The sequence below is a fragment of the Mesorhizobium sp. AA22 genome, assembly GCF_001672375.2.
GTDB classification, from domain to species: Bacteria; Pseudomonadota; Alphaproteobacteria; order Rhizobiales; family Rhizobiaceae; genus Mesorhizobium; species Mesorhizobium wenxiniae.
The window spans coordinates 6,138,427-6,162,021 of the sequence record NZ_CP048406.1 but is presented as its reverse complement, the minus strand read 5'-3'; the positions used below and the strand labels follow the sequence as shown (position 1 = coordinate 6,162,021).

24 protein-coding genes and 1 pseudogene are annotated in these 23,595 nt (G+C 60.2%); 7 read left to right on the top strand and 18 right to left on the bottom strand.

What is annotated here, in order from left to right; genetic code table 11:
* Positions 1–16 precede the first annotated feature (16 nt).
* The 5 genes from A9K68_RS29200 to nifB form a co-directional block, all read right to left on the bottom strand.
* The gene (locus tag A9K68_RS29200) at positions 17–940 is read right to left on the bottom strand and encodes an SIR2 family protein (RefSeq protein WP_065011138.1); all 924 of its coding nucleotides are present in this window, start codon (positions 938–940) and stop codon (positions 17–19) included.
* A 38-nt stretch (positions 941–978) separates the two neighbouring features.
* Positions 979–1,191, bottom strand: a complete 213-nt coding sequence (nifT, locus tag A9K68_RS29195; RefSeq protein ID WP_040594248.1) for a putative nitrogen fixation protein NifT — start codon at positions 1,189–1,191, stop codon at positions 979–981.
* Positions 1,188–1,508 (bottom strand): nitrogen fixation protein NifZ, encoded by a 321-nt coding sequence (locus A9K68_RS29190; protein ID WP_065011137.1) that lies wholly within the window; start codon positions 1,506–1,508, stop codon positions 1,188–1,190. The genes nifT and A9K68_RS29190 overlap by 4 nt, the downstream gene beginning before the upstream one ends.
* Positions 1,509–1,593: 85 nt before the next feature.
* Positions 1,594–1,788, bottom strand: a complete 195-nt coding sequence (locus tag A9K68_RS29185; RefSeq protein ID WP_065011132.1) for a 4Fe-4S binding protein — start codon at positions 1,786–1,788, stop codon at positions 1,594–1,596.
* A gap of 32 nt (positions 1,789–1,820) precedes the next feature.
* A complete protein-coding gene (gene nifB / locus A9K68_RS29180) occupies positions 1,821–3,239 on the bottom strand; it encodes a nitrogenase cofactor biosynthesis protein NifB (RefSeq protein ID WP_246811436.1) in 1,419 nt (472 codons plus the stop codon).
* On the opposite strand from nifB, the gene A9K68_RS32100 reads away from it, so the two are divergent.
* A complete protein-coding gene (locus tag A9K68_RS32100) occupies positions 3,154–3,375 on the top strand; it encodes a hypothetical protein (protein WP_246811440.1) in 222 nt (73 codons plus the stop codon). The genes nifB and A9K68_RS32100 overlap by 86 nt on opposite strands.
* Before the next feature lie 114 nt (positions 3,376–3,489).
* Here A9K68_RS32100 and A9K68_RS32385 read toward each other — a convergent pair whose 3' ends face one another.
* The 10 genes from A9K68_RS32385 to A9K68_RS29135 form a co-directional block, all read right to left on the bottom strand.
* A complete protein-coding gene (locus tag A9K68_RS32385) occupies positions 3,490–3,618 on the bottom strand; it encodes a hypothetical protein (RefSeq protein WP_280952227.1) in 129 nt (42 codons plus the stop codon).
* A gap of 181 nt (positions 3,619–3,799) precedes the next feature.
* Positions 3,800–5,479 carry a nif-specific transcriptional activator NifA gene (gene nifA / locus A9K68_RS29175; RefSeq protein WP_245430191.1) on the bottom strand — a complete coding sequence of 560 codons (1,680 nt, stop codon included), beginning with the start codon at positions 5,477–5,479 and terminating at the stop codon, positions 3,800–3,802.
* Positions 5,480–5,738: 259 nt separating this feature from the next.
* The gene (locus tag A9K68_RS29170) at positions 5,739–6,038 is read right to left on the bottom strand and encodes a ferredoxin family protein (protein ID WP_065011129.1); all 300 of its coding nucleotides are present in this window, start codon (positions 6,036–6,038) and stop codon (positions 5,739–5,741) included.
* A gap of 12 nt (positions 6,039–6,050) precedes the next feature.
* Entirely contained in the window at positions 6,051–7,358 is a 1,308-nt protein-coding gene (locus tag A9K68_RS29165; RefSeq protein WP_065011136.1) for an FAD-binding protein, read from the bottom strand.
* 11 nt (positions 7,359–7,369) lie between these two features.
* On the bottom strand, positions 7,370–8,479 hold the full coding sequence (locus A9K68_RS29160; protein WP_065011128.1) for an electron transfer flavoprotein subunit alpha/FixB family protein: 1,110 nt from the start codon (positions 8,477–8,479) through the stop codon (positions 7,370–7,372).
* A gap of 18 nt (positions 8,480–8,497) precedes the next feature.
* Positions 8,498–9,346 carry an electron transfer flavoprotein subunit beta/FixA family protein gene (locus A9K68_RS29155; RefSeq protein ID WP_065011127.1) on the bottom strand — a complete coding sequence of 283 codons (849 nt, stop codon included), beginning with the start codon at positions 9,344–9,346 and terminating at the stop codon, positions 8,498–8,500.
* A 181-nt stretch (positions 9,347–9,527) separates the two neighbouring features.
* Positions 9,528–9,905, bottom strand: coding sequence for a nitrogenase stabilizing/protective protein NifW (gene nifW / locus A9K68_RS29150; RefSeq protein WP_065011126.1), 378 nt, complete (start codon positions 9,903–9,905; stop codon positions 9,528–9,530).
* Positions 9,889–10,773 (bottom strand): hypothetical protein, encoded by an 885-nt coding sequence (locus tag A9K68_RS29145; RefSeq protein WP_245430192.1) that lies wholly within the window; start codon positions 10,771–10,773, stop codon positions 9,889–9,891. Before A9K68_RS29145 ends, nifW begins: the two co-directional genes overlap by 17 nt.
* 172 nt (positions 10,774–10,945) lie before the next feature.
* Positions 10,946–12,145: a cysteine desulfurase NifS gene (gene nifS / locus A9K68_RS29140; protein WP_065011124.1), complete on the bottom strand. Its 1,200-nt coding sequence runs from the start codon at positions 12,143–12,145 to the stop codon at positions 10,946–10,948.
* 182 nt (positions 12,146–12,327) lie between these two features.
* The gene (locus tag A9K68_RS29135; protein WP_065011123.1) at positions 12,328–12,648 is read right to left on the bottom strand and encodes an iron-sulfur cluster assembly accessory protein; all 321 of its coding nucleotides are present in this window, start codon (positions 12,646–12,648) and stop codon (positions 12,328–12,330) included.
* A gap of 321 nt (positions 12,649–12,969) precedes the next feature.
* On the opposite strand from A9K68_RS29135, the gene A9K68_RS29130 reads away from it, so the two are divergent.
* Both A9K68_RS29130 and A9K68_RS29125 read left to right on the top strand, forming a co-directional pair.
* A complete protein-coding gene (locus tag A9K68_RS29130) occupies positions 12,970–14,028 on the top strand; it encodes a ChuX/HutX family heme-like substrate-binding protein (RefSeq protein WP_065011122.1) in 1,059 nt (352 codons plus the stop codon).
* 10 nt (positions 14,029–14,038) lie between these two features.
* Complete coding sequence (locus tag A9K68_RS29125; RefSeq protein ID WP_065011121.1) at positions 14,039–14,437, top strand: hypothetical protein; 399 nt, start codon at positions 14,039–14,041, stop codon at positions 14,435–14,437.
* Between the two features lie 1,079 nt (positions 14,438–15,516).
* Here A9K68_RS29125 and A9K68_RS29120 read toward each other — a convergent pair.
* Positions 15,517–16,680, bottom strand: a complete 1,164-nt coding sequence (locus A9K68_RS29120; protein ID WP_163603093.1) for an IS110 family transposase — start codon at positions 16,678–16,680, stop codon at positions 15,517–15,519.
* 425 nt (positions 16,681–17,105) lie between these two features.
* Between A9K68_RS29120 and A9K68_RS29115 the strand changes: the two genes are divergently transcribed.
* The 4 genes and pseudogenes from A9K68_RS29115 to A9K68_RS29105 all read left to right on the top strand — a co-directional run bounded on the left by A9K68_RS29115 (position 17,106) and on the right by A9K68_RS29105 (position 20,303).
* Positions 17,106–18,323, top strand: coding sequence for a cytochrome P450 (locus tag A9K68_RS29115; RefSeq protein WP_065010716.1), 1,218 nt, complete (start codon positions 17,106–17,108; stop codon positions 18,321–18,323).
* A pseudogene (locus A9K68_RS32560) lies at positions 18,218–18,490 on the top strand (ferredoxin); the annotation flags it as partial. The gene A9K68_RS29115 and the pseudogene A9K68_RS32560, both read left to right, overlap by 106 nt.
* Before the next feature lie 174 nt (positions 18,491–18,664).
* Complete coding sequence (locus tag A9K68_RS29110; RefSeq protein WP_065010721.1) at positions 18,665–19,234, top strand: nuclear transport factor 2 family protein; 570 nt, start codon at positions 18,665–18,667, stop codon at positions 19,232–19,234.
* A gap of 424 nt (positions 19,235–19,658) precedes the next feature.
* Entirely contained in the window at positions 19,659–20,303 is a 645-nt protein-coding gene (locus A9K68_RS29105) for a nitrogen fixation protein NifQ (protein WP_065010715.1), read from the top strand.
* Here the strand turns inward: A9K68_RS29105 and rpoN are convergent.
* Together rpoN and A9K68_RS29095 are read right to left on the bottom strand one after the other, a co-directional pair.
* On the bottom strand, positions 20,282–21,691 hold the full coding sequence (gene rpoN / locus A9K68_RS29100) for an RNA polymerase factor sigma-54 (RefSeq protein WP_065010714.1): 1,410 nt from the start codon (positions 21,689–21,691) through the stop codon (positions 20,282–20,284). The genes A9K68_RS29105 and rpoN overlap by 22 nt on opposite strands.
* A gap of 181 nt (positions 21,692–21,872) precedes the next feature.
* The gene (locus tag A9K68_RS29095) at positions 21,873–22,406 is read right to left on the bottom strand and encodes a peroxiredoxin (RefSeq protein ID WP_065010713.1); all 534 of its coding nucleotides are present in this window, start codon (positions 22,404–22,406) and stop codon (positions 21,873–21,875) included.
* Between the last annotated feature and the right edge of the window lie 1,189 nt (positions 22,407–23,595).

Here is a 23,595-nt window from a genome sequence, read left to right as displayed (position 1 = left end):
AGCCGGTCGACTCACATCAAAGACGTCCCTCCAAGTTGATCCTGGCCACCATCGGCTCAAATGCTGATCCGGCGAGTTGCGCCACGGCTTCGCTCGCTGGCATGTCGATCACCGTGATTCCGCTTGCCGCAAGGAAACGGGCTTCGTTTCTGGTCAGCGTTTGCCCGTCCATGATCGCGTAACGGGGGCCTTCTGAGCGCTTCATGATCTGCCTGGCGTAAGTACGCAGCATCTGATCATTGAAGCGGCAGCCGACGAAGAAAAAGCCCCGGTCGACGCGTCGTTCCTTGACCACGTCAGGGATAGGCGTCTGGATATCGATTTCAGTCAGGGCTTCGACATAGTCGGAATCGGCGATGAGGAAATTTGCGGCCGGCCTGATACTGCCATGTGGCGCATAGAGAACCGTCTTTGTCGCTGTTCCAGCCTCGAGTTCCCTTCCCGACAAGTCGTAAGTTCTGGTCCAAATGTCGCCAACTTCGTTCGCCCGCGTAACGCCTTGTATCTCGACGACGTCGGTTCGGCCGGCCTCTGCTAGCGCCGCGCGCATGGCGCCTTCGTACCAGCTGTCAATGATGAGGGAGAGCGGGAGTTTTGCGAGCCAGGCGTGGAGGATGCTCGGCGCCGCCGGCCCCGCAAATATATCAGTCATCCAAGCTTGAAGTGTGCGGCGATGCCGGCGTTGTTCGATGAACTGCGCGACCGACCACATATTGGTGCGGATCTTCGAGGGGGCTGGCGCCCGCGTGTTGAGTGCCTCGGCAACGGCTTCGGGGGTACACGGTACAGGCGGCTCAGCAGAGCTGAGCCGGAGGAGACCCGGACCGAGATACGGGATCACCTGATCGGAGACTAACGCTCGTCTGGCCAGCTCAAGCAGCTTTCGGGCAAAACTGTCCCGGACGACGACTAGGTGGCCCGAGGTGGGGATCGTGTTCATGCTCGTTTCCTCTTGACGCCTCTCATTGACGGGCGGCATCAGTCCCCGTCGGAAAGCTTCCTTGCCTCGACGGTGATCGGCAGGCGCGTATGCGGCGGAAGATCGGGAAGGAGGAGCCGCCAGCCGTTCCTGAGCGTTACGACCCCGCCCCACAGGTCCTGGTTCTCGAACTTGATAATCGGCTCCTCGAGATCCTTTTTCGGGACATACGCCGACAACCCGGCCTCAGTCCTGCGGATCATTACTTTCATGCGGCCGTTCCTTTATTGGCGTTTTCTTCGGCACTGCAGGGAGCGTCGGCTTTGTCGAGGCTCGTCAATTCACGCGCTCGCATGCCGACGACCGTCCCACGGTCGATCCATTCGACCGCGTAGATGAAGAACTGCTGTAGAAACGTGCCAATGTCGCGCACATAACCCTCTTCGCCCTTGCGCACGAGATTTTCGCCGATCTCCCTGCCAGGATAGGTGCCGTCGTTCTTTATGTGACGAGTGGCACGGACCCGCTCTCCCGGCTGAAATTGAGGAGGTCTGCGGATTTCCACCTCCTGTTCGCGTGCGAGCCGCATGGCGGTTCCTTCGTTCTCTGAAGTGTCATTGATGAGGCGCGCAGGCATTCCCCGGGGCAGCCACTTGTGTTGGTACCCAGTGGACTCAGGCAGGAACGCAGGTCTTCGGCACAGGACACACCGAAGCACATTGCTGCGTGTCGAAAGCTCCTTCGCATTCGGTGCACTTCTGCATGTCGACCACGTAGCTCTCGCCTTTGAACTTGATCGCACCCGACGGGCATTCGAATTCGCAGGCCCCGCATTGTGTGCATTGGGATGCGATGATCTTGAAAGCCATTTTGACTCCTGATTCGAGTAAATGAGATGGGTTCAGGCTGTCGCCGCGAGTGCCTGGACGCCGAACTCGGCGGCGTAAATCGCGCCGATTGCCGTTTCGATGTAATCATGGCCGTAAGCGTCGGTTGCTCGGATACCGGCGGTCGCGAGCTGATCCTTGGGGCAATCCCCAATTTTGACGCAAAGCACTACGTCTACGCCTTCCAGCGCAGCGATGACCCCGTCGAGAGTGGCCTTCTCGCCCCAACCCCCGAGGCAATACTGCTCAACCTTGCGGTGCCCGATAAAGTTGATCCCTATCGGCGACGCTTCATACACCTGGAATTCCTTGGCGTGGCCGAAGTGTTCGTTGACGCGGCCGCCGCCCTTAGTCGCCACCGCAACGAGGAGGGACCTGCCGGAGCTCGTTGTCTTGACCATTCCGATCGCTTCGCTCCTGGCTGCCAGGCGATCACGGCGCTCGTCCGTGACCAGCTCCCGATAGGCTTCGCGCTTGCCGGCATCGTAGGTGAGCTCGCCGGGAATCTGGTCCAGTGTGAATTCCTGGCCACGATCCTCACCCAGCAGGCCGACGGCATCTGCCCGGCACTGCCGGCAGTGGCGCATCAACTCGGCGCCGCCTTCAAGACGATCCTGAAGAGCCTTCATCTCCATTGCATTTGGACCGCGCTGCCCGGTCAGTCCGTAGTGCGTGCCGTGCGCCGGGTCGGAAATCAGAGGCATGACGTTGTGCAGGAACGCGCCGCGCTGCTTGACCCACTTATTCACCTCAATTAGGTGCTGGTCGTTCACTCCAGGGATCATCACCGAATTGATTTTGGTAAGGATTCCGCGCGCGCTCAGCATCTCTAACCCCAGCATCTGCCGCTCGTGCAGAATTCTGGCGGCTTGGATGCCGACGTAGCGGCGATGGTCGTAAAAGATCCAGGGATAGATCTTTGCGCCGACTTCCGGATCGACCATGTTGATCGTGATCGTCACGTGATCGACATTCATGTCGGCAAGCTCGTCGACGTGGTCCGGCAGCGCGAGCCCGTTCGTAGAGACGCAGAGCTTGACGTCGGGGATTTCCCTTACGACGCGTTGGAACGTTGCCTTCGTCTTCTCCCAGTCGTAGCAGGCATCGCCCGGTCCGGCGATGCCAAGCACGGAAAGCTGCGGCACTTCATTGGCGACCGCGATCACCTTGCGTATCGCCTGATCGGGTGTCAGCTTTTCCGAGACAACCCCGGGCCGGCTTTCGTTGGCGCAGTCATATTTGCGATTGCAGTAGTTGCACTGGACATTGCAGGCCGGCGCGACGGCGACGTGCATGCGCGCGAAATAGTGGTGCGCCTCTTCTGAAAAGCACGGGTGATCCTTGATCTTGTCCCAGATGGCCGGATCCATATCGTCCGGCCTTGTCGACGACCCGCAGGAGGAAGATGCGCAGCCACCCGACTTCGCGCTCACCAGCAACTGGTCGGAGAACCTCGCGCCGGTCAGGCTCTCAACTGAAATCACCGGTGCGGCCATTGAAGGGCTCCGTTACGGGTTAACGTCGCGGTTCGAAGCGCAAGAGCAATGCCAACTGAAAAGGTGGCGCTAGTTCACGAATTGGCTTTGCGCGTCGGATATCATGGAGTTGCTCCGACATAGCTTTGTCGGACTTCTAACAGGACTATGTTAGAAAGTGAGGAAGACGACCCGGCCGGACACCAGTTCAAGATAGAAATCCCGCGTCGACCGCTCGGCCGTGATCGCCCTCGGCACAACTCCCGACCGGTCTTCCGACGAGGATGTCGGTCTCGGCGACGGCGAGCTCGTCCGCGGTGAAGTTGCCACTGCTCATTTGGGTCTGCATGGTTCCGATTCAGGAGAGTGGGGTGACTCCTTTCTGCGATCGGCAAGACGTCGGCAAGGGCGGGTGATGAAGGGGTGTGACAGCATCACACACTCGCGCAGGTTTGGCCCGGGCCCGACACATTTCGCGTAGCTGGCGCAGTGTTCTCGTTCTCCACCTCATGAGAACGCTAGAATTTCTTCACCTCGATCCCGTGTCGGCGCAAAGCATATCCGACCTGTCGCGGCGTAACACCGAGGACACGGGCGGCCTTGGCCTGAACCCAGCCGACCTTCTCCATCGCGCCGATCAGCCGGTCGCGTTCCGTCAGGCGCGGGCCTATTGCAGGGAGAGCGGGATCGTTTGCAGGGTCGGCAGTATGGGGTCGCACGTTATCCTGCGGGGCGCCGAAGCGCCCGGCCGGCATCGGCAATCCGGCGGGCATTATATTGCTCCGAAAGCGCTGGTTGCCGGTATTGCCGCTGTGCGAATGATCAGCTCTTTTCCAGAGGAGCCAAGATAGGCATTGGTTATTGTTGCAGGCAAAATCTGATGGAGCGATTGTCCTTGAACGCGCTAGCGTGGCCGTCCTTTGCACGCAGTTCTCCAATTCGCGGACATTTCCAGGGAAGTAGCATTGCGAGATAAACTCGAGCGCCGACGGCGCAAAGGCGAGTTCGAGATGGTTCTCCTTGTTGAATCGTTCGAGGAAGGCGTTCGCAAGGCGAGGGATATCCCCCGGTCGCTCTCGGAGCGGAGGCAGGATGATTGGCACCACATTGATGCGATAATAAAGGTCGGCCCTGAACTCCCCGCTTACGACAGCCGACTCGAGATCCCTGTTGGTGGCGCATATAAGTCGCACGTCGACCTGCAGCGTCTTGGTACCGCCAACACGCTCCAGTTCGCCTTCCTGCAAGACACGTAACAGCTTGGCTTGGAATGCAGGTGAAATCTCGCCGATTTCGTCGAGTAGCAGCGTTCCCCCGTTCGCCAATTCAAAACGGCCGGCGCGCTGGGAAATTGCCCCTGTGAAGGCGCCTTTTTCATGTCCGAACAGCTCCGACTCCAGAACGCTTTCCGACAGTGCGGCGCAGTTCAACTTGACGAAAGACTTCCTCCGCCGGCGCGAGAGCCTATGTATGGCTTGCGCGAAAAACTCCTTGCCGGTGCCGCTCTCGCCCCTCAGGAGCACGGTGGAATTCGTCCTTGCTACAATGGAGACGGTTTCGAGCACCTGCTTGAGTGCGGGGCTCTCCCCGATGATCCCATCCATCTTGACGGGTGCATGCGGGACGGGGTCGGTCCGGTCCTCATCGGACGAATTCTCCGCTGTCCAGCTCTCATCGACGCGCCGCTCACGATCCCTAGTCAAGCCGCGATGGAGGCGAATAGTGCGGCCTACGAGGTTGGCCACCATCGTCAGGAAGCAGATGTCCTCATCGTAGCGGGACCCGTGTGCGCTGTCTCTTACGATCGACAACGTCCCAAGGATCCTGTCCTCAGCCTTAACCGGGACGCCGATAAAGGCCATCGGGAGGGAACTGACACCAGGACGTGTTTGAAGCTCGGCCTGAAACAACTCGGACGTGCTGAGGTCCGCGATGACGAGCTGCGTGCCCGTAGCGACGATTTGATCTATTGCCGCCTTTGGTATGATGGGGTGAGTGCCTGATGGGCCGCTGCCGGCACTCGCGGCGATCTCCGGCTCACCTTCAGAGTCCAGGACAAAGATTGCTCCATGACGCATTTGCACAAACGACGGGAGAGTGTTCGCGACATTGGCCAGCGTAACCTCCAGCCGGGCGGGAGCCGTCAGCGCCTTCGACACCTCGTAGATTCCCCTGAGCCAGTCATCTGCTTCGAACATCCCATCACTGGCGGGTTTGCGGAAGGTGTCTCGAGGTCCCACTCCGTTGACCCGATCATCCGGCCGTATGTGAGCCATGGAAACACCTCAGCGGTTGTGGTCCAAGGGTGCTCCTCCCAAGCGCCTTTTCCTTTTCAATTCTGGAAGCACAGTGTTCACCCGCTCTTCCCTTTTGCGAGATGGTGCAAGCAAAGGCTGGCGCTCGGTCGTAACCTCAGGATTACACAGGTGCACACCCATCAAACGATGCGAACGCCGATTATCCGAACTTGAAGAGGACACCGAAGCCACCGCGCGGATAGTTCCATTCGATCTCGCCACTGGTCTCGCACAAAATGCGGCAGGTGCCGCACTCCATGCAGCCGTCGGCCGTGATTTCAACTTGACCTTTGTCGTTCAACTCATAGCATTTCGCTGGACAGACGCGGGTCAGCGCGAGCAGATTCGCGCTTGGTTGCTCGTGCGGTCGCACCTTTATATGCGGACGGCCGGAGTCCACCAGATAGCGGTTCTGGTAGAGCTTGTCCTCGACACGTAATATCCTCACTGGGTTGGTCATGTGTTCAGTGCCTCACCGCCACGCCAATGCCAGCCGGATCGCGTCGCTGACCAGCCCCAACCGCGAGCGCGCCTTGATGAAGGCTGCCGTGGTAGCCTTTTCCTTTTCAATCTTTGGCGTGCCGTCGACACGCATGAAGTTCTGCGCGGCTTGTGACATTAGCCGCGGGTAGGTCGTGAAGAAATTGCAGGCGTTAGTGTGGAGTAAAGCTGGCATGTCTTTGTATTTCCGCAGGTCTTTGACCACGAAGGATTTATCCAGCATCGTCTTGTAAAGCGCGAGGTTCTGTTTGGTCATAGGATCGTTGCGCCTCTTCAGCTGGATGATAGCCTCAGCCGCGATGCGACCCGAGGTCATGGCGAGGTTAGAACCCTCGCGGTGAACGGTGTTGTTCAATTGCGCGGCATCGCCGACAACGACCCAACCGTCGCCAAAGAGCTGCGGAATAGCCTTGTAGCCACCTTCGGGAATGAGATGAGCCGCGTATTCTTTCACCTCCGAACCGGCGATCAACGGCCGGATCGAAGGGTGGTTTTTCAGCGCGTCGAGGAGGCCGTATGGGCTCTCCATCTTCGCGGCGAAATCCGAGACGAGGCAGCCGACGCCCAGTGAGACCGATTCCTTGTTGGTGTAGAGGAACCCGAGCCCGGCCATGCCGTGGGATATCGTGCCGACTGCCTCAATCACGCAGCCTTCACTCCCTTTGACCCCGAACCGCTGCTCAATGACCTCTTCGGGCAGGAAATGCATCTCCTTGACTGCGAGCGCCACGGCTTCCGGCTTCAGCATCTTGCGCAGGCCGCCCCGCGTGCCAAGCAGCCCGCAGACACCTTCTGCAAGAACAACTACGTCCGCGTAGATAGCTCCGCCGGCCCGATCCGTGCGGACGCCGATCACCTTGCCCTTGGCGTCACGGACGAGTTCCGTCACCGTCGTCTCGCACAGAACCGTCGCGCCGGCCTCGCGCACCCTGCGCGAAAACCACTTATCAAACTGGGCACGGATGATCGTATAGCGATTGGGCTTTACCTCGTTGAAGTCGTCCGACCGATAGTGAATCCCGGTGTGGGAGGTGTCGTCCATAACCCACAATCGCTGTTCAACCAGATGACGTTCGAGAGGTGCATCATCCCGGAAATCCGGAATGATCTTCTCCAACATGTTCGCATACATGATGGCACCCTGGACATTCTTGGAGCCCGGATATTCACCTCGCTCCAACTGCAGCACCTTCAAGCCGTTGCTTGCCATAGTGTAGGCAGCTGCGTTCCCGGACATGCCGGCGCCGATGACAATGGCGTCGAACTTTTCCTTGATCATCTCCATCTCCCTTAGCTCGCAAGCTTGTCGCGACTGTGCGGTGACAGCCGCCGGGTGAAGGCCTCGGTCAGCGCCGGCAGGAAGCGAACGGCATCGGTGACGATCCCGAGGTGAGCGAAATCGAAAATCGGCGCGTTCGGGTCGGTGTTGATGGCCACGATGAGATCGGCTCCCTCAACTCCAACGCGGTGCTGGATGGCGCCGGAAATACCGGCCGCTATGTAAAGCTTCGGCCGGATTGTCTTGCCTGTTTGGCCGATCTGCCGATCGGCCGACATCCAGCCCTTTTGGACCAGCGGCCGCGAACAGCCGAATTCGGCGCCTATCACTCGCGCGAGACTCTTCACAAGCTGCAGGTTCTCCGCTCCGCCGAGACCGAGCCCTCCCGCAACCACCACATCCGCATAGGCGAGATTGGCGATACCCGACTGGCCGTCCGGAAGGAATCCTAGCACCTTGGTGACGATTTCATCATCGGCTAGCGACAGCTTGTGCGGGATGACACGCCCGATCGCTCTGTCGGCCCGCTGGGGCATCGGCATGACCCTCGGTCGCACCGTCGCCATCTGCGGCCTGTAATTGAGCGTGTAGATCGTGCATAGCAACGAACCGCCAAAAGTCGGACGGGTCGCGGCGAGCGAGCCGTCAGCATCCACGTCAAGTTCGGTGCAGTCGGCCGTTAGCCCTGTCAGCAAGGTGGTTGCGACGGAACCGGCGAGATCCCTGCCGAGCGTGGTTGCACCGAGAAGCAGGATCTCGGGTTTGTAAGTAATAACCAGATCTGTCATCGCCTTGGTGAAAGGCTCATTCCGATAGTCGGCGAGCACCGGCGCCTCAACGAAGTAGACGAGGTCGGCGCCATAGGCGAAGGCCTCGGCGACTGCGTTCTGGGTGGCTTCTCCCGGGGGTCCGAGCACAGCGCCCGCGAGTTGGACGCCAAGTTTATCCGCCAGCTTGCGGCCCTCGCCAAGCAGTTCGAAAGATACCGGGTGGACCTGGCCACGTTCGAGCTCGATGAAAACCCAGACATGCCGATAGTCCCTGAAACGCTCAGGAAGCTCCTTCTTCATCCCGGCTCGGCCGGGGGGCTGGCGAGGGGTGTCTGAGTTCGTGCTCGACATATGGTCTGCTCCTTGCCGTCACGCGCCCTCGAAGGCGAGTTCCGGTTCCAGCGCCGGCTGGCGGGTGAAGATTGCACCAATCAGTTCGTCTGCGGTATCGCGCAGCGTCTTTTCGGCCGTCTCAATTTGCTCCGCCTTTTCCGAACGGGCGCTAGGGGCAAAAACGCGTTTGACGACCGTCGGCGAGCCACGCAAGCCGCATTTGGTGAGATCTTCAATGCCGGCCTCGGCCGCACTCCATTTCACAATCTGGCTGCGCGCGGCGCAAAGCGCGTCTTCGATCGAGCCCCGGCGCATCTCGTTTGTGCCTTCCAGCATGGTGATGAGGCAAGGCAGCCTGCTCTTCAGCTTCTGGGTGCCGCCCTCGCAACGGCGCTCGACCGTGATCTCGCCTGCAGCAAGATCAATGGAGGCGATTTTCGCGACATAGGTGAGTTGAAGGAGATCGAGACGCTTGGCGATGCCGGGCCCGACTTGGGCGGTGTCGCCGTCGATCGTCTGTTTGCCCGTGAAGACCACGTCCGGTGTGCCGTACGTCTCGCCGATCTTCGCGATTGCCTGGGAAAGAGCAAAGGAGGTGGCCAGTGTGTCAGAACCGGCAAAATAGCGGTCGGTCAAAAGCACCGCGCGATCGGCGCCGTAGCCGAGCGCCTTGCGCAGGGAGTCCTCGGCCATAGGTGGACCCATAGTGAGCACGGTGACCTCCCCGCCATAAGCGTCGCGCAGCCTGAGTGCTTCTTCGAGGGCGAACAAGTCGTAAGGGTTGATGATGGTCGGCACACCCTGGCGCATAATGGTGTTCGTCACCGGATGGACCCGTATCTGTGCCGAGTCCGGCACCTGCTTGATGCTGACGACGATATGCATTGGCGTTCTCTACGCTGTTATCCCGATGCGGGCTGGCGGTGCGAGTTCTTGTTTGCATCATCCGTGCCAAGTGATTTGCGAACGTCTGTTCCTTGTAAATTGCATTGATCTTTTCTGAGGCCCCCGGTTTCGGTGCCCGAATTGTTGGCTTGTCGACATTGTCGCGTCGCAACTATGTAGCTTATTCGCCGAACCGCTTCAGGACGGAGTCGAACGGAACGAATGTGCGGCCTGGCGTGTGAGGTTTGTTCGGATTGTGATCTTTGAGCACCTTGAAAACCCGGTGCGTGAGCGGCGAGGAAAGCGCGAACTCCTCGTAGGCGCGTTCCAGCATGGCGCGCATGCGCGCGGCGATCACCTGGTCGGGCAGACCGGAGAAATCTTCCTCGGCAAGGTATTCGCCCACACGCTTGAGGATATGCAGCCGTGAGACATTGAGCACCTTCGGATCATACGAGACGCCAAGGACAGCGAAGAACTCCTCCGCGGACGACAGGCCTTTCAGTCGCGTGAGGATGTTGGTGACGTCGATGGAACTGCCGTCAGCGGAACAACTCATTGCGTTCTCCCTTTGTCGGAAACGGTGGTTTCTGGTGCGTTGGTCGCACATTCGACATGCAGTCCCGAAAGACGCGTGCTGATGAACGAAATGAGCTGAGCCAGCGCGGCAATCGCCTCGTCGTCACAACTGCCTCCGGTGCCGTGGCCGGACGTGGCGCGCGATACAACTGGTCGATCTCCATGGAGGCAGCCGGCCCCGCTTGGAAGCGAGCGAGGTGGGCTGACGCAAGGGCCGCAGGGCCCGAGCGGGGATGGGCTCGACTGTCTCCGGATTGGCCCTCGACCTGGCGCTCGGCCCCCGACCGACGTCTCCTCGGCCGCCAGGGGGGGCAATGCGGTGAAGCCGACTTCGATATCTGCCTCCTGAAGGACAGCCATCGCGGCGGCCACCTCTTCGCGTGCGCATTGCCCGCGCGCTCGCCGACTCCAAGGACGACCGAGGCATGGCGCGCGCCGGCGCGGAACGCGGCCACCGTGTTGGCGGTAGTGAGGCCGAGATCATTATGCGCATGGAATTCGAGGTCGACGGGAGACTTCGCTGCGAGCGGGGTGACAAGCTCGAAGGTCGAAAGGGGATCGAGGGCGCTGACACTATCGACCAGGCTGACGCGGCTTGCGCCGGCGCGCGCCGCCGTCTTAATAAGGCGGGAGAGATAGTCCTGGGCTGGTATGCGAGCATCCTCAGAGCCCAGGGCGAGGAAAAAGCCGTTGGCGGCCGCGCGCCCGACCATATGCTCGATGAGCTTTAGCGCTCGTTCCCGGACTAGCCCGACCTTCGTGGCAAGCTGGAAATCGGATGCAGGCAACGACAGATTGAGGGCACGGACGCCGCTCTCGACTGATGCATGGAAATCCCGTGAGGTCATCCGGCGCCCTGCCGTGAACCGCTCCGGAACACTCCGTGCGACCACGGCGCAAATTGCGTCGATCTCGATCGCAAACTTTCCGCCACCGTCAAGGCAACGCCGGATGCCTGCTCGCCCTCGCGCAGGGTAGTATCCTTGAGAAAGACCCGACCGCTCATGAATGGACGCCGGTTCATCTGCCGCTGAGACCCGGTACGCATTGAAGACCTTCGGTGCTCCGTATATTCGACCCGGAACTGTGGGCGTCGCGCAGCTTCTCCACAATTGAAGGCAAGGCCTCTAGCACCCGGTCCACCTCTTCTTGTCCGTTGTCACGCGCGAAAGAGAAGCGGACCGCGCCATGTGGCATTTTCATCGCCCTCAGCACGTGACTTGGCTCCGCACAGCCCGATGTGCAGGCGGACCCGGAGGAACAGACGATACCCTCGCGGTCGAGGAGATGCAGGATTCCATGGCCTTCAATACCTTCGAAGGCGATGTTTGCGGTGTTCGGCAAGCGCTCCAGGGGATCGCCGTTGACGAAGCTGTTTGGGACACGCTGGACAAGCCCGTTCTCCAGCCGGTCGCGGAGCCACTTTATCCGCGTGGTCTCGTCATCCATGAATTTCAAGGCGAGTTCGGCGGCCATGCCGAGCCCGACTATGCCGGGCGTGTTTTCGGTGCCCGCGCGCCGGTCGCTCTCTTGGTGACCCCCCTTGATCAGCGACTGGAACGGCACGCCGCGCTTGACGAAAAGTGCGCCTACCCCTTTTGGTCCATGAAATTTATGACTGGAGAGCGACAGCATGTCGATGGCGGTTGATTTCAGGTCGATCGGGAACTTGCCGACTGCCTGCACCGCATCAGTGTGGAAAAGGGCGCCGACTTCCTTGGCCAATTCGGCGAGCTTGGCGACGGGGAAGATCGTACCAGTCTCGTTATTGGCCCACATGATCGAGACGATTGCCACGTTCGGGTTGAGCGCGGCCCGGTAAGCGCCAATGTTAAGCCGGCCCTGGCAATCCACCGGGATCCTGTGCACCTTGACGCGGCGCGTCTCCTCGAGATGCGCGCAGAGCGTCAGAACGGCCGGATGTTCGACGGCGGAAGTCACAATCTCCGTCCGGTTAGGCATCACCTCGAGCGCCGAAAGAATGGCCGCATTGTCGCTTTCCGTTCCACCCGAAGTGAAGGTGATCTCGTCGTCGAACTCCGCGCCGATCAGCGCCTGCAGCTGGCGCCGCGCGTTTCTCAACGTGGCGCCGGCAAGGGCGCCAAAACCGTGCGCCGACGAAGGATTGCCGAATTGATCCGTAAGCAACGGCAACATCGCTTCAACGACCGCGGGATCGACCCGTGTCGTTGCGTTGTTGTCGAGATAGACAACTTTCATGGGCTATGGTCCTCAATGGATCGGAATGACGTGAAGGCGCAACCCGGTCGCTTCGAGCCTTGCGCATGCCGTTGCTGGCAGAGACGACCCAGAGCGGTGCAGGTGCCCCACAGATTGGCGCAGATTGGGCCGCCATCGCACCGACAAGCTCACCTCAGGCGCCCTCTCTCCTTCTTCGGCAATCAACTACAGGACTTGCCGCAGGAGCACTTCCCGCTCGCATTCGGATTGTCGAAGACAAAGCCGGAGGTTTCGAGACCCATGACGAAGTCGACGGCCATGCCGGCTACATGCGGCTGGGTGCCGGTGTCTACGAACACCTTGATCCCATCCGTCTCGATGATCGCGTCGCCCTCGCGCGGGACGCTCTCCAGGCCCATCGAGTATTTGAAGCCGGAGCAGCCGCCGGTCTCGACCATGATGCGAAAGCCTTCTGCCGGCTCACTAGCGGCGGAAAGAGCGGTCTTGGCGGCGGCAACGGCCTTGTCGGTGAGCGTAATCATCGCTGGCTTTCTCCTCGGTGCGTGACACTTCGCGGATCAGCAAGCATGGATCGTGCCAATGGGAAAAAACCGTTTCCGGACAGTGCGACATCGCCAACGCGGCGACGATTTTGGTTCGGCTGTTGCCGCCAAGGCGTTGGGCAACCGACAGGTATTGTCGGATTTGTCGAGACCGCCACAGGGGGTGGGGCTCAAGTTCCCTCGGAACTGGCTCGTAAGCCGGGTTTCCGAGACGCTTCGAGCAATTGGCACGACTTTTGAGCTCTTTTTGGCGAGGGCGACGATGCCCGACCGATAGTATGCGCAAGCAGGGGTGAAGACATGCACCAGCGCGGGAAACCGTCGCCGGAGAGAATCCGGCGGGCACGCGAAGACAGCCCAACAATCCGCGACCGCGATCTCGCCGCCCAATTAGGCATTTCGGAAGCGGAGCTTTTCGCGGCACACTGCGGTTTCGGCACGGTGCGCATCGAGCCCCGCGTTAATGATGTGCTAACCGGTCTCGAGGCGATCGGCGAGGTCATGGCGCTGACCCGCAATGCCAGTGCCGTGCATGAGAAGATAGGCATCTACGATAAGGTGTTCACCGGCAAGCACGCCATGGTGCTCGGCAATGACATTGATTTGCGCATCTTCCCGAGCCTGTGGGCGCATGGCTTTGCCGTCGAGATTCGCGATGGCGGGGAAATCCACCGCAGCCTGCAATTCTTCGACGCCGCAGGCGAGGCAGTCCACAAGGTGCAACTGAGACCGTCCTCCAACCTCTATGCCTATCAAAAGCTGACAGACGAGCTCCAATCCTCGAACCAGGAACCGATCGTGTCGGTTATGGGGAGGTCAGGCGAAAATATCGCAAAGATTCCGGACCAAGCCGCTACAGTCGATGACCTGCGGGAGCACTGGAGCCGGCTGACCGACGTGCACCAGTTCTTCGGCATGCTGAAGACCCTGAACCTCAGCCGCCGCCAGGCAGTGCGCATGGTCGGCCAGGATTACGCCTGGCTGCTCGACAATGCTGCCGTTGGCGCCATGTTACATCGTGCGGCCGAGGACGAGATGCCGATGATGTGCTTCGTCGGCAATCGTGGCTGCATCCAGATTCATTCCGGCCCTATCAAGTCGGTCAAGCAGATCGGGCCTTGCATCAATGTGCTCGACGAGACTTTCCACCTGCATCTCAGGGCCCACCACATCCGTGAGGTTTGGGCCGTGCGCAAGCCGACCAGGGACGGTCACGTCACGTCACTCGAAGCGTATGGCGCCAACGGCAAGATGATCATCCAGTTCTTCGGGACGCGCAAGGAAGGCGAACCCGAGCGCCACGACTGGCGGCTACTGGCCGAGAACCTGCCGCGCATTCCCCGTTCAACCGCCGCTTGAGGTGAGGCCGATGCAAATTGATTTGCGTTTTCGCTCGGCGTCCGCGCCGCTACTCTGGATTTTGCTGACCACCAGTCTGCCTGCCGAGGCGGCCATTGAGGGCACAGCTGTCTTTTGCGGCCCGCCGGGGATCGCCCCGATCGGAGGCGCCATTCCCGAGGGCGCCATCGCGCCTGGCGAGGATCGCCATCATTGCTCCCGTTGCGATGAGTCACAACCGAAACTGCGCGGTAAAGCAGCCCAATGTAGGCAAATGCATCAGCTGCCCGCGGAGGGGCATATTGTCGGTCAATTGTCCAACATCCCAGTCCTGTACGGCAGCGGGCGGGAGGAATTGTTCGAAGTGAAGTCAATTGGTCCCTCCGTCAAGTTTCCAGAGGACGGCCTCCACAAAGGCATCCTCGAATGATCCTTCTGCGGCAAGAGCCCCCGGCGTCTAATGCCAAGCTCGAAAAGGAACGTCCGAGATGAAGCAAAGCTGAACACGCCCCAAAGCAGCCCGCATTATCAAAGAACGCTTAGCGGATCCTGTTCGCGCTATCGGCTCAGCGCGGCTAAGATTCTTGCCAAGAGCAGCAACACGGCAGGCAACGGCCGGGTTGCCGATGCGACCAGTGCGGTCGAGGATTTCTCCGGCTACCAGCAAATGCCCGACAAGGCGATCGCCATCGCCAGGCCGATGTGATCCTGACGCAGAAGTATGTGGGGCTGCCGATCTCGGCAGTGAGCTATTTTGCGGGCGCCCTGATGGCCTCGGCGCCGGCGGACGTGGACCTTGTTCTTGCCATAGGCGCGGCCGATCGCGGCCCGTCTCCGGCTCGCTCAGCCGCTCGACGGCAATCCAATCCATCTCGCGCAAGAGATCGGGACCCGGAGCGTTCTCCACGAGCGCGCAGGTTCACCATGCCGTCGGTCATCGATCGTCCTTCGAATTAGTTGGGTCAGCAACCCGACCTTACCGACGAAGTAGCGATGACGACCGCAAAGCCGCTCGCTCGCTTGTATGGGCTAATCTTTGTCAAGGTGATCTTTCAGTCGTTCCGTCTCCTTGTTCGGCTGTGGCGCCCCATTTGTTCCTGCTTTGGCTCCGGGGTTCATTGGGGGCGCCGCGCGCAGTGACGGTCAAGGGTGGGCCTTTGGCCATCGCGAAGCGACTTGCCCTTGATGGTCACGAGCACGGCGGCAGCGTTACATTGAGCCGGCAGGTGGCCTGTTCGTAGAGGTCTATAACTTGCAAACCGAGGGGAGCTCGCCATCCGGCGCCGTAAACGCGCCGCAAAGCTTGTATGCGGTTGATCCTCGCGGATCAAAAACCATGATGCAGCCATACGCATCGGCGGCGAAGCTCCGGGCGGTGGGCCCATTCTACAGCGCGGCGTCGTAAGCCATGTGAGCGACCGGGATCACCACCACCTCGGATCGTTATCGGCAGACGCTATTGCAGCTGCCAAACTTCAATGCTCGTCCTGTCGAACGCTCCTCCATGCTTTATACCGGACGCAGGGCTACGCCCGTCGGGATCTCGCCGGTCGTGACAAGTCGCCAGAAGGCAATCAGTAGCTTGCGCGCCAAAGCCACGATCATTGTCTTGCGCGTTCCGCCACGGCCATCGGCCGTCCTCGCGCAAAACCAGTGCGCCAGCGCGCTGTCCTTTTGGTATTGGAGGAACCGCCAAGCCAACAGGATCATGCCATAGCGGACGCGAGCATTGCCGGCCCGCGCAAGACCTTTCTCGCGCCTGCGTTGGCCGCTCTCATCCGGCGCCCCGGTAAGTCCGGCATAGCGGGCGACGGCTCTCCGATCACGCAGGCCGCGTGAGAGAATCTCATTCACCAGCATGTCCGCAGTCTCGATACCGACACCGATGATCCGCGCAAGAAGGCGAACCATCGCGAGCGGACCCTCCGTGTCTGGAACCACCGAGAGCTGCCGCAACCGCTCCTGTTCGATCTCGTGGATTTGTTCACGCAACAGGTGAAGCCGTCCGAGATTACGGCGCAACTCGGCTCGGCTTCGTTCCGGTAGGGGCATACCTTCCGCCGTATGCAGAGCCTCCAGTTTCTCGGCAGCTTTGCGCAGATTGGGTTTGAAGGCGCGAATGCCGAAGCGAGCGAGGATTGCCTTGATGCGGTTGACGATCCGTGTACGTTCGCGGACGAGATTGTCTCGTTCACGGTTCGGACGGCGGGCCTCCTCCTCATTGATGGTTGGGATGGCTGCCATGCTGCAGTGGCGCTTCTCGCCCCGCAGCCAGCCAAGAAAGGCGCGCATCAGCAGTTCGGTATCGAGGCGATCGGTCTTGGCACGCCGATGTTCACGGGAAACCGCGACGCTCGATGGATGTATGACATAAGCTTCGACAGCGCGCGCCTGGAGCCAGCGCGCCAACCAAAAGCCGTCGCGTCCAGCCTCATAGGCGACAACGATGCGCCGGACTTCACGCCCGGCTTGGATGGCTTCGCTGCGCCAGCGGCGCAACAGCCTGAACACCGAATCCGGGTCGGCATCGAGCTTCTTGAGAGGGTTACGTTCAAAGCCAGGGACCGTCGCAGCAATGAGCCACTTTGTCTGGCTCATCTCAATCACTGCGACCAACGTGCTGTCCTGATCAAGGGCGGTAAGGGATTTGCTTGCATCAAAGGATGGTGACATGGGGCGCTCCTTAGGTAGCTGCTCAACAGCGTCGAGGGTGCCACACGCTCGCCGCCGCCCATAGCATCTACAGCGCTCGTGGAGGGCGCGCTCGCGAGCGGCTTCGCTACCGCCGAGCTACACCCTCTCTCGCAGGTGACCTCGTTCGATACTTAGCCTCTTCACTCGGCTCCTCGCTAGCATTCTTTTCTGCAAAACCTTGTCGTGTCTGGAACAGTCATGAATGTCGAAATTCGTACCAAGGTTAGCCTCAGAAGGGCAGCTACAACGGAGATATGAGCAGCGCCAATGGTGCGCTTATTCGGCACGCAATTTGCTCGACGTTGTCATCGGAGGCGATGTCGGCAGTGCGCGCGGAGCTCAGCGGTGACGAACAGCCTGCGCGATCTCAACCGAGCGTAAACGCCTGAACGCAGGAGAACCAAATGGCAACCAACCCGGTTCCAGATCATGTCCCGCCGGAAATGGTGGGCGACTTCAGCCTTTTTTCCTCGCCAGGCATGTCTCCGGCGCCCAACGGCGACCCCCACGCAGCAATCGCTTGCGTGCATGCCGGACCGCGAATCTTTTATTCGCCCTGGAACACGCGTACCGGGCAGGGTGCTTGGGTCATCACTCGCGCCGCAGATCAGCGCCGGGTGCTGCAGGAGACCGAAAACTTTTCCAGTCATCGCAACGTCTTCGCATCTGCACTGGGCGAAGACTGGCCGACGATCCCGCTCGAACTCGATCCCCCTTCCCATGCAGTCTTTCGCTCATTGCTCAATCCGCTCTTTTCGCCGAAGCGTGTAACGGAACTGGAGCCCGCCATCCGCGAGCGAGCGATAGCGCTTATCACGAGGATCGCCTCGTGGGGAACAAGCTGCGATGTCATGAAGGATTTCGCCTTTCCTTTCGCGGTCAGCATCTTCCTTCGCTTCATCGGACTGCCGGAGCACCGTCTTGAGACGTTTGTTGCCTGGGCGAAAGATCTGCTCCATGGCGATGATGTCAGACGGCCGGCGGCGGCTCGGACGATTGTAGCGTTCATAGACGAGCTGGCGGCGATGCGCCGCAACAAGCCCGTCGACGATTTCATGAGCTTCATTGTGCAGGCGCAGGTCGAGGGCCGCGGGCTGACAGACCAGGAGGTCCGTGGCATTGGCGTGCTCGTTTTGGTGGCCGGGCTCGACACGGTCGCTACAGCCATAGGCTTTGACTTGGCCTACCTCGCGCGAAACCTGGAAGATCAGGAATTGCTCCGAAAAGAACCGGACCGGATCGTGCGCGCAGCCGAAGAACTGCTGCGCGCCTTTCCGACCGTCCATTTGATCCGCGTGGCACGGAAAGATATCGACTTCGAAGGCGCGCCGATCCGCAAGGGGGACTTTGTTTCCTGCGCCACCATGATTGCAAATCGTGACCCGGCGGAATTCGAATCTCCCAACACGGTCGACCTGACCCGAGAAGGCATCCGCCACGCCTCCTTTGGCTATGGTCCCCACCGTTGCCTTGGCTCACATCTCGCCCGGCGGGAAATTGTCATTGGCCTGGAGGAGTGGCTGGCGCGCCTGCCGCCCTTTCGGATCAAGGAGGGAACAGCACCCATCACCCATGGCGGCCAACTGTTCGGGATCGAAAATCTGATCCTGGAGTGGGGCTAAACCTAGCCCGGCCTGAAGCCGGGGCACAGACGTTGGAGGTCGCCTTGCGCATCATCGTTCACCAAGCCAGATGTCAGGGTCATGCGCAATGCGCGGCGCGAGCGCCGGCAGTCTTCAAGCTGGATGAGGCGGGTTACATCCTCCCCGGTGACATCGAGGTTGCGGACGGGGAGCAAGTGCTTGCGTCGGATGGGGTGCGATCCTGCCCCGAACTTGCGCTGGAAATCGACGATCCACCCGCTGCGCGAATCGTTTCGGAGGCCACCCTCAAACCGAAGACAGAGGTCCCGGAACACGTCAGAACCGCCCAATTTGCGACAGACCAGACGGGCCAAGCAAAAATTGTCGAACTGCTCGACCGCGAGGCGATCCGCGACTGCCTCTACCGGTATTGCCGCGGGACAGACCGCGCCGATGAGGCGGTGCTGCGCAGCGCGTACTGGCCCGACGCGCATGACAGCCACGGGGCGTATCGCGGCTCGGCCGAGGGCTTCATTCGGTATGCGCTGGATGTCTTCAAGACCGGACCGCGCAACATCCATCAGGTCACGAACATCCTGATCGAATTCATCAACGCGGCGGAGGCCACGGTCGAGAGCTATTTCACCGCGCTGCAACGCGGACCGGACAAAGACGGAGAAGTGCGTCAGATGTTTCTATGCGGGCGCTACTGCGATCTGTTTCAAAAGCGGGAAGGGGAGTGGCGGATTGCCGAACGGACCGTTGTCTATGACTGGCTGGAGGAGCAGATCCCATCCTTGGTCCTGGAGGCAGAACGCTTCGGCACGCGACAGCCGATTGGAGCACCGTATCCTGACGATCCGGTCTATGCGCTCGGGAAGCGTCGCATTGCTTCTCATGACAGTGCCATCACAACCTTGGGACCGCATCAGTATGACTACGGACTGTGAAACTTCCAACGCCACCGCGCCACCTGCAAGGGAAAGACGGGCCGGCAGGAACCCCCGCGTGAGAGCGGCAACGCTCTGGTCTGAAACCGTGAGCGCACCGAGGACGCCGGTGGTATCGATTTGCTGGAGCTTGGCAGAGCCCCTCATCGATCCTGAACCTGTCCAATCGCGTTACGGACCCAGTTGAGAGATTTCGACCAGGGACAATGCTGCCAGACCGAACTGGGGGAGACCGGATCATCCCCCCATCAACAACGCTATGGGTCATGGTTTAGCCGGTGACTTCGAAGGCCAGCTTGGTCATGCGGTCGACCCGCGGCCCGCTGTATTGGGGTTGAGCCCGCGCCGGCGCGTGCCCGTAGTCGGACCCATGTGCTCTCGGCAGGGCCGCTGCATCGCGAAAACAAACCAGGAGAACGGGACCATGTCCGCACAGAAAGACGCATGTGTCGGCGCCGGCCAATGCCCCACCAGCATCGAGCCGGAGAGGGGGTTCGACGAGCATGTTCTTGCCTGCGTTCTCTCGTGTGCGCTCAAGGAGGTCGAGGGTGGCGAAGCGACTGCGACGGAGTCGACAGGCCTGTCGCTCGCCGAGCTGCGCCAGGTCCTGCCCCGGGGTTTGTCCGCAACCGCACTGGCAGCCTTAGCCTTGGAAGACGTCAGCGATCCTGAGCCGGGCATGGAGGAAGAACTTCTGCGCGGCCTGCTGCTGGCGCATGCCCGGCCGAGCGACCCGGCGAGCGCGCGCTTCGCCAAGATCGTCGCCCGGCGTGCCATGCGCGATGACCATTTGTGGCAGGATCTTGGTCTTCTCAATCGGGCCGAGCTCAATCGCCTGCTTGCCACGCATTTTCCGATGCTCGCGGCCGGCAACACCCGAAACATGAAATGGAAGAAGTACTTTTACCGCAAACTCTGTGAGGCCGAAGGGTTTTCGCTATGTGCTGCGCCCAATTGCCGGGAATGCAGCGATTTCGACAGTTGCTTCGGCCCGGAGGAGGACGAACGCGGAGAACGCATCACATTTGATTTAGGGGCCACTCTTGGTCACGAGGCCTTGAGGCCTTGATCGCCGTCGCGCCACAAGCGCTTTTCCCGGCGCCGCTGTATGGAGGAGGGGATGTTCATCGCCTCGCGATATTTGGTGACCGTGCGGCGAGCGAGATCTATGCCGCATTCCTTGAGCCGGTCAGCGATGTCGTCGTCAGAGAGCATGTTATCAAGCGATTCTTCGGCGACCATCGCTCTGATCCGATGGCGGACAGCTTCAGCGGAGTGCGCGTCACCGCCTTCGCAGGAAGCGATCGCGACAGTGAAGAAATATTTGAGCTCGAACACACCGCGTGGGGTAACCATGTACTTGTTCGACGTCACTCGGCTGACAGTCGACTCGTGCATGTTGATCGCCTCAGCGACGGTCCTGAGATTGAGCGGCCGCAGGTGGGCGACGCCATATTCCAGAAAAGCATCCTGCTGGCGCACGATTTCCGTGGCGACCTTAAGGATCGTCTTGGCGCGCTGATCGAGGCTGCGGATCAACCAGTTCGCGTTTTGCAAGCATTCATTGAGAAATGTCATGTCCTTCGATTTTTTGGCGGCTCGGCAGGAAACCTCCGCTACATAGCTTTGGTTGATCAGCACCTTGGGCAGCGTGTTCTGATCAAGTTCGATCTGCCATCCACCTCCTGGCGAGCGCAGGACCCATACGTCCGGTATCACGCATTCCGGCGTTCCCGACTGGAATCTGTTTCCAGGCTTGGGGTCAAGCGCACGGATTTCCTGCAACATGTCGAGAAGATCTTCTTCATCGACGCCGCAACGCTGCTTCAATGTCTGAAAATCGCGTCGCGCAAGCATCTCAAGGTTGGCAACCAAAACCGCCATCGCCGGGTCGAACCGGTTTCGCTCGCGCAACTGTATCTCGAGACATTCGCTGAGCGATCGTGCGAAAATTCCCGGTGGATCGAGGTGCTGCAAGACGCCCAGCACCCGTTCCACATGGGCCAGCCCGACGTTTAGGGTGTCAGCCAAGTCCGAAGGACTTACCCGAAGATAGCCAGTGTCATCCAGATGCCCGGCAAGCTGATGAGCAATCAGCCGCTCGTGCGGTGTGAAGGCGGTGAGGGAGATCTGACGAGCGACATGGTCGTGCAACGTTTCCGCTAAGGCGACAAACTCCTCGTAGGCAGGACGCTCGCCCGGCGTGGTGTTCGTCGTGCTGAGCTGGGATTTCCCTTGCCTGGGCAGGTCCGGGGACCTTGCCCAGTTCGGTCCTTCAACCTCGCCAGACCACCCTTCGTCGTTTGGCGCATGCTCCAGAAGCGGATTTTTCTCGAGCTCCTGGTCCACGAACTGATGCAGTTCGGCATGCGTCAGCTGCAACAGGCGAATCGACTCGATGAGTTGAGGCGATGCCGCAAGAGACTGTTTCTGAAGTAGGCTGAAGGACGATTTCATGGTCGGTTCGGTATTCCTGTCAAAGAAGCTCTTGGCGGTGGCTAATTAGATCTCTCACAGGTCGACGGCTTCTAAGCCGCGTCACGTTTGAACGACCTCACGGGCCGCGCGCCTCCAGAGCTTTGCGCTCTGCACACAGTGTCGTCCAAAACGCAGTTGCGCATGGTCGATGTGCACCAGGTCACGCAGCGTCCTTCAATGATTGAAGGACGTTCTGCGGGGATGAGACGCCATAGGGGTCGGTCTCGCAGTTGTCGGAGAAACCTTCCTCCTCAAACCACTGCTCCACCACGCCATTATTAAGCAGAGCCGCGTAGCGCCACGAGCGCATACCGAAGCCCAGATTGTCCTTGGCAACCAGCATGCCCATTTTGCGCGTGAACTCGCCAGACCCGTCCGGGATCAGCTCGACCTTCTGCAGCCCCAAGGACTTTCCCCATGCGTTCATGACAAAGGCATCGTTGACCGAGAGGCAGTAGATCGCGTCAACTCCTTCTTTCTTGAAATCCTCGTAGAGATCTTCGAAATTGGGCAGTTGGTAGGTCGAGCAGGTCGGGGTGAAAGCGCCAGGCAGGGAGAACAGGATGACGCGTTTGCCGGCAAAGTAGTCGTCGGATGTTTTTTCTTCCCAACGGTACGGATTTGGCCCCTGGATTGAATCATCGCGAACACGCGTCAGAAACGTGACGAATGGGACCTTCTTTTGACCGGTCATCAACTTGCTCCTTTTGAAGAAACTGGCGCACTGGATTTTACTGAGGCTATCGGATTGCCGCGCTGCCAGGCCAGGGCGCGAGACAATGCCCTACGCGGCTCCCGATTCTTTCCCCCTTCTGGTCTATGGGAACGGCCCGGCTCCAGATGTTCGGATCTCCAAACCGGGCGATGCGCAGTCTTCAGCGAGGACAACCACCGCCGCCTTCGCCGATCGTTTAGAGCTTCGCGTGCCAGCCATGGTTCGGTATCCGCTTTCATCGTGTTCAATGGGCTCTGAGCACGAGCAGCAAGAGACATGCCATTTGCAATGAAGCTGCTTCTGCACTCCCCTTTCGGACGACGTCTTTCGCCACGCGGGATGCGCGCCATAGCCGTCGGTGTGTAGCGCGGATATTTGCGCTTCCGCCGGCTGGCAAACACCACACAGCGCATGCCCATGCCCACGGCGCAGCCGCGGGCACCACCGCAGCGAGGGGGCACAGTGCGCTCCTAGTAGCGGTGTTGGCAGAGGCATGACTGACGCGAACGCACGCCTGTGACAGCAATTCATGGCGGCCGCTCTTCCGCAATCGCCATGATCCCGAGTCGATGAGGATCGAATTTGGCTCGGCCACGATCATGACATGCTTGGCGTTCCAACTGGCTTCGCCGTGCGCGTCCATCGAAACCTCTGTGTCGGAAACGGAACTAGAATTGTCGCAAGGCCGACCGAAACGTCGCCAAGCCGCCGCTGGTTAGCGGGAAGGGGCGCAACGCAAACGGAGCGCCACCCGGGCACGCAAATTGCGGTCGATGATCTTGTCGGTGGGACGTCCGCAATTCGAGCGAGACCCTCGGCTGCGCCCTAACGTCGGCGTTGCAAGAGATGATTTGACGTCTCGCTAGCTCGCGGTTGCTGAACATACGATGCCTGACCTTCAAACGATGATTGAAGAGCAGATTACGCCCTATCTCCCAAGCTCGTCGGCTCCGCCAGTGGGAAGAGTCCATGCCATGAGGCTGTCGGACATAGTTATCCGCGACGGTGAAGCCCTAGCGCTGACACCTTGCAATCTCAGGACATCGACGAGGCTACGCCTCAAGAACGGCACCTGGTCATCCATCAGCTGCCTAGCGCGACCCGCGCTCGCCCGGGCTGCGTAACCTGACCAACTCCGCCCGGGCGAACGCTGATGCACTTCCTGTAG

What these genes read in the sequence shown, in the direction of transcription:
- A9K68_RS29165 (WP_065011136.1), bottom strand. Translation starts at nt 7,358, where the DNA reads ATGATCAAGGAAAAGTTCGACGCCATTGTCATCGGCGCCGGCATGTCC.
- A9K68_RS29185 (WP_065011132.1), bottom strand. Translation starts at nt 1,788, where the DNA reads ATGGCTTTCAAGATCATCGCATCCCAATGCACACAATGCGGGGCCTGC.
- A9K68_RS29125 (WP_065011121.1), top strand. Translation starts at nt 14,039, where the DNA reads ATGCAAATTGATTTGCGTTTTCGCTCGGCGTCCGCGCCGCTACTCTGG.
- A9K68_RS29095 (WP_065010713.1), bottom strand. Translation starts at nt 22,406, where the DNA reads ATGACCGGTCAAAAGAAGGTCCCATTCGTCACGTTTCTGACGCGTGTT.
- A9K68_RS29145 (WP_245430192.1), bottom strand. Translation starts at nt 10,773, where the DNA reads ATGACCTCACGGGATTTCCATGCATCAGTCGAGAGCGGCGTCCGTGCC.
- nifT (WP_040594248.1), bottom strand. Translation starts at nt 1,191, where the DNA reads ATGAAAGTAATGATCCGCAGGACTGAGGCCGGGTTGTCGGCGTATGTC.
- A9K68_RS29120 (WP_163603093.1), bottom strand. Translation starts at nt 16,680, where the DNA reads ATGTCACCATCCTTTGATGCAAGCAAATCCCTTACCGCCCTTGATCAG.
- A9K68_RS29155 (WP_065011127.1), bottom strand. Translation starts at nt 9,346, where the DNA reads ATGCATATCGTCGTCAGCATCAAGCAGGTGCCGGACTCGGCACAGATA.
- A9K68_RS29160 (WP_065011128.1), bottom strand. Translation starts at nt 8,479, where the DNA reads ATGTCGAGCACGAACTCAGACACCCCTCGCCAGCCCCCCGGCCGAGCC.
- A9K68_RS29115 (WP_065010716.1), top strand. Translation starts at nt 17,106, where the DNA reads ATGGCAACCAACCCGGTTCCAGATCATGTCCCGCCGGAAATGGTGGGC.
- nifW (WP_065011126.1), bottom strand. Translation starts at nt 9,905, where the DNA reads ATGAGTTGTTCCGCTGACGGCAGTTCCATCGACGTCACCAACATCCTC.
- A9K68_RS29135 (WP_065011123.1), bottom strand. Translation starts at nt 12,648, where the DNA reads ATGATTACGCTCACCGACAAGGCCGTTGCCGCCGCCAAGACCGCTCTT.
- nifA (WP_245430191.1), bottom strand. Translation starts at nt 5,479, where the DNA reads ATGTTCGAAGCAGATGACTGGCTCAGGGGAATCTACGAGGTGTCGAAG.
- A9K68_RS29105 (WP_065010715.1), top strand. Translation starts at nt 19,659, where the DNA reads ATGTCCGCACAGAAAGACGCATGTGTCGGCGCCGGCCAATGCCCCACC.
- nifS (WP_065011124.1), bottom strand. Translation starts at nt 12,145, where the DNA reads ATGAAAGTTGTCTATCTCGACAACAACGCAACGACACGGGTCGATCCC.
- A9K68_RS29130 (WP_065011122.1), top strand. Translation starts at nt 12,970, where the DNA reads ATGCACCAGCGCGGGAAACCGTCGCCGGAGAGAATCCGGCGGGCACGC.
- A9K68_RS29170 (WP_065011129.1), bottom strand. Translation starts at nt 6,038, where the DNA reads ATGACCAACCCAGTGAGGATATTACGTGTCGAGGACAAGCTCTACCAG.
- A9K68_RS29190 (WP_065011137.1), bottom strand. Translation starts at nt 1,508, where the DNA reads ATGCGGCTCGCACGCGAACAGGAGGTGGAAATCCGCAGACCTCCTCAA.
- A9K68_RS32385 (WP_280952227.1), bottom strand. Translation starts at nt 3,618, where the DNA reads ATGAGCAGTGGCAACTTCACCGCGGACGAGCTCGCCGTCGCCGAGACC.
- A9K68_RS29200 (WP_065011138.1), bottom strand. Translation starts at nt 940, where the DNA reads ATGAACACGATCCCCACCTCGGGCCACCTAGTCGTCGTCCGGGACAGT.
- rpoN (WP_065010714.1), bottom strand. Translation starts at nt 21,691, where the DNA reads ATGAAATCGTCCTTCAGCCTACTTCAGAAACAGTCTCTTGCGGCATCG.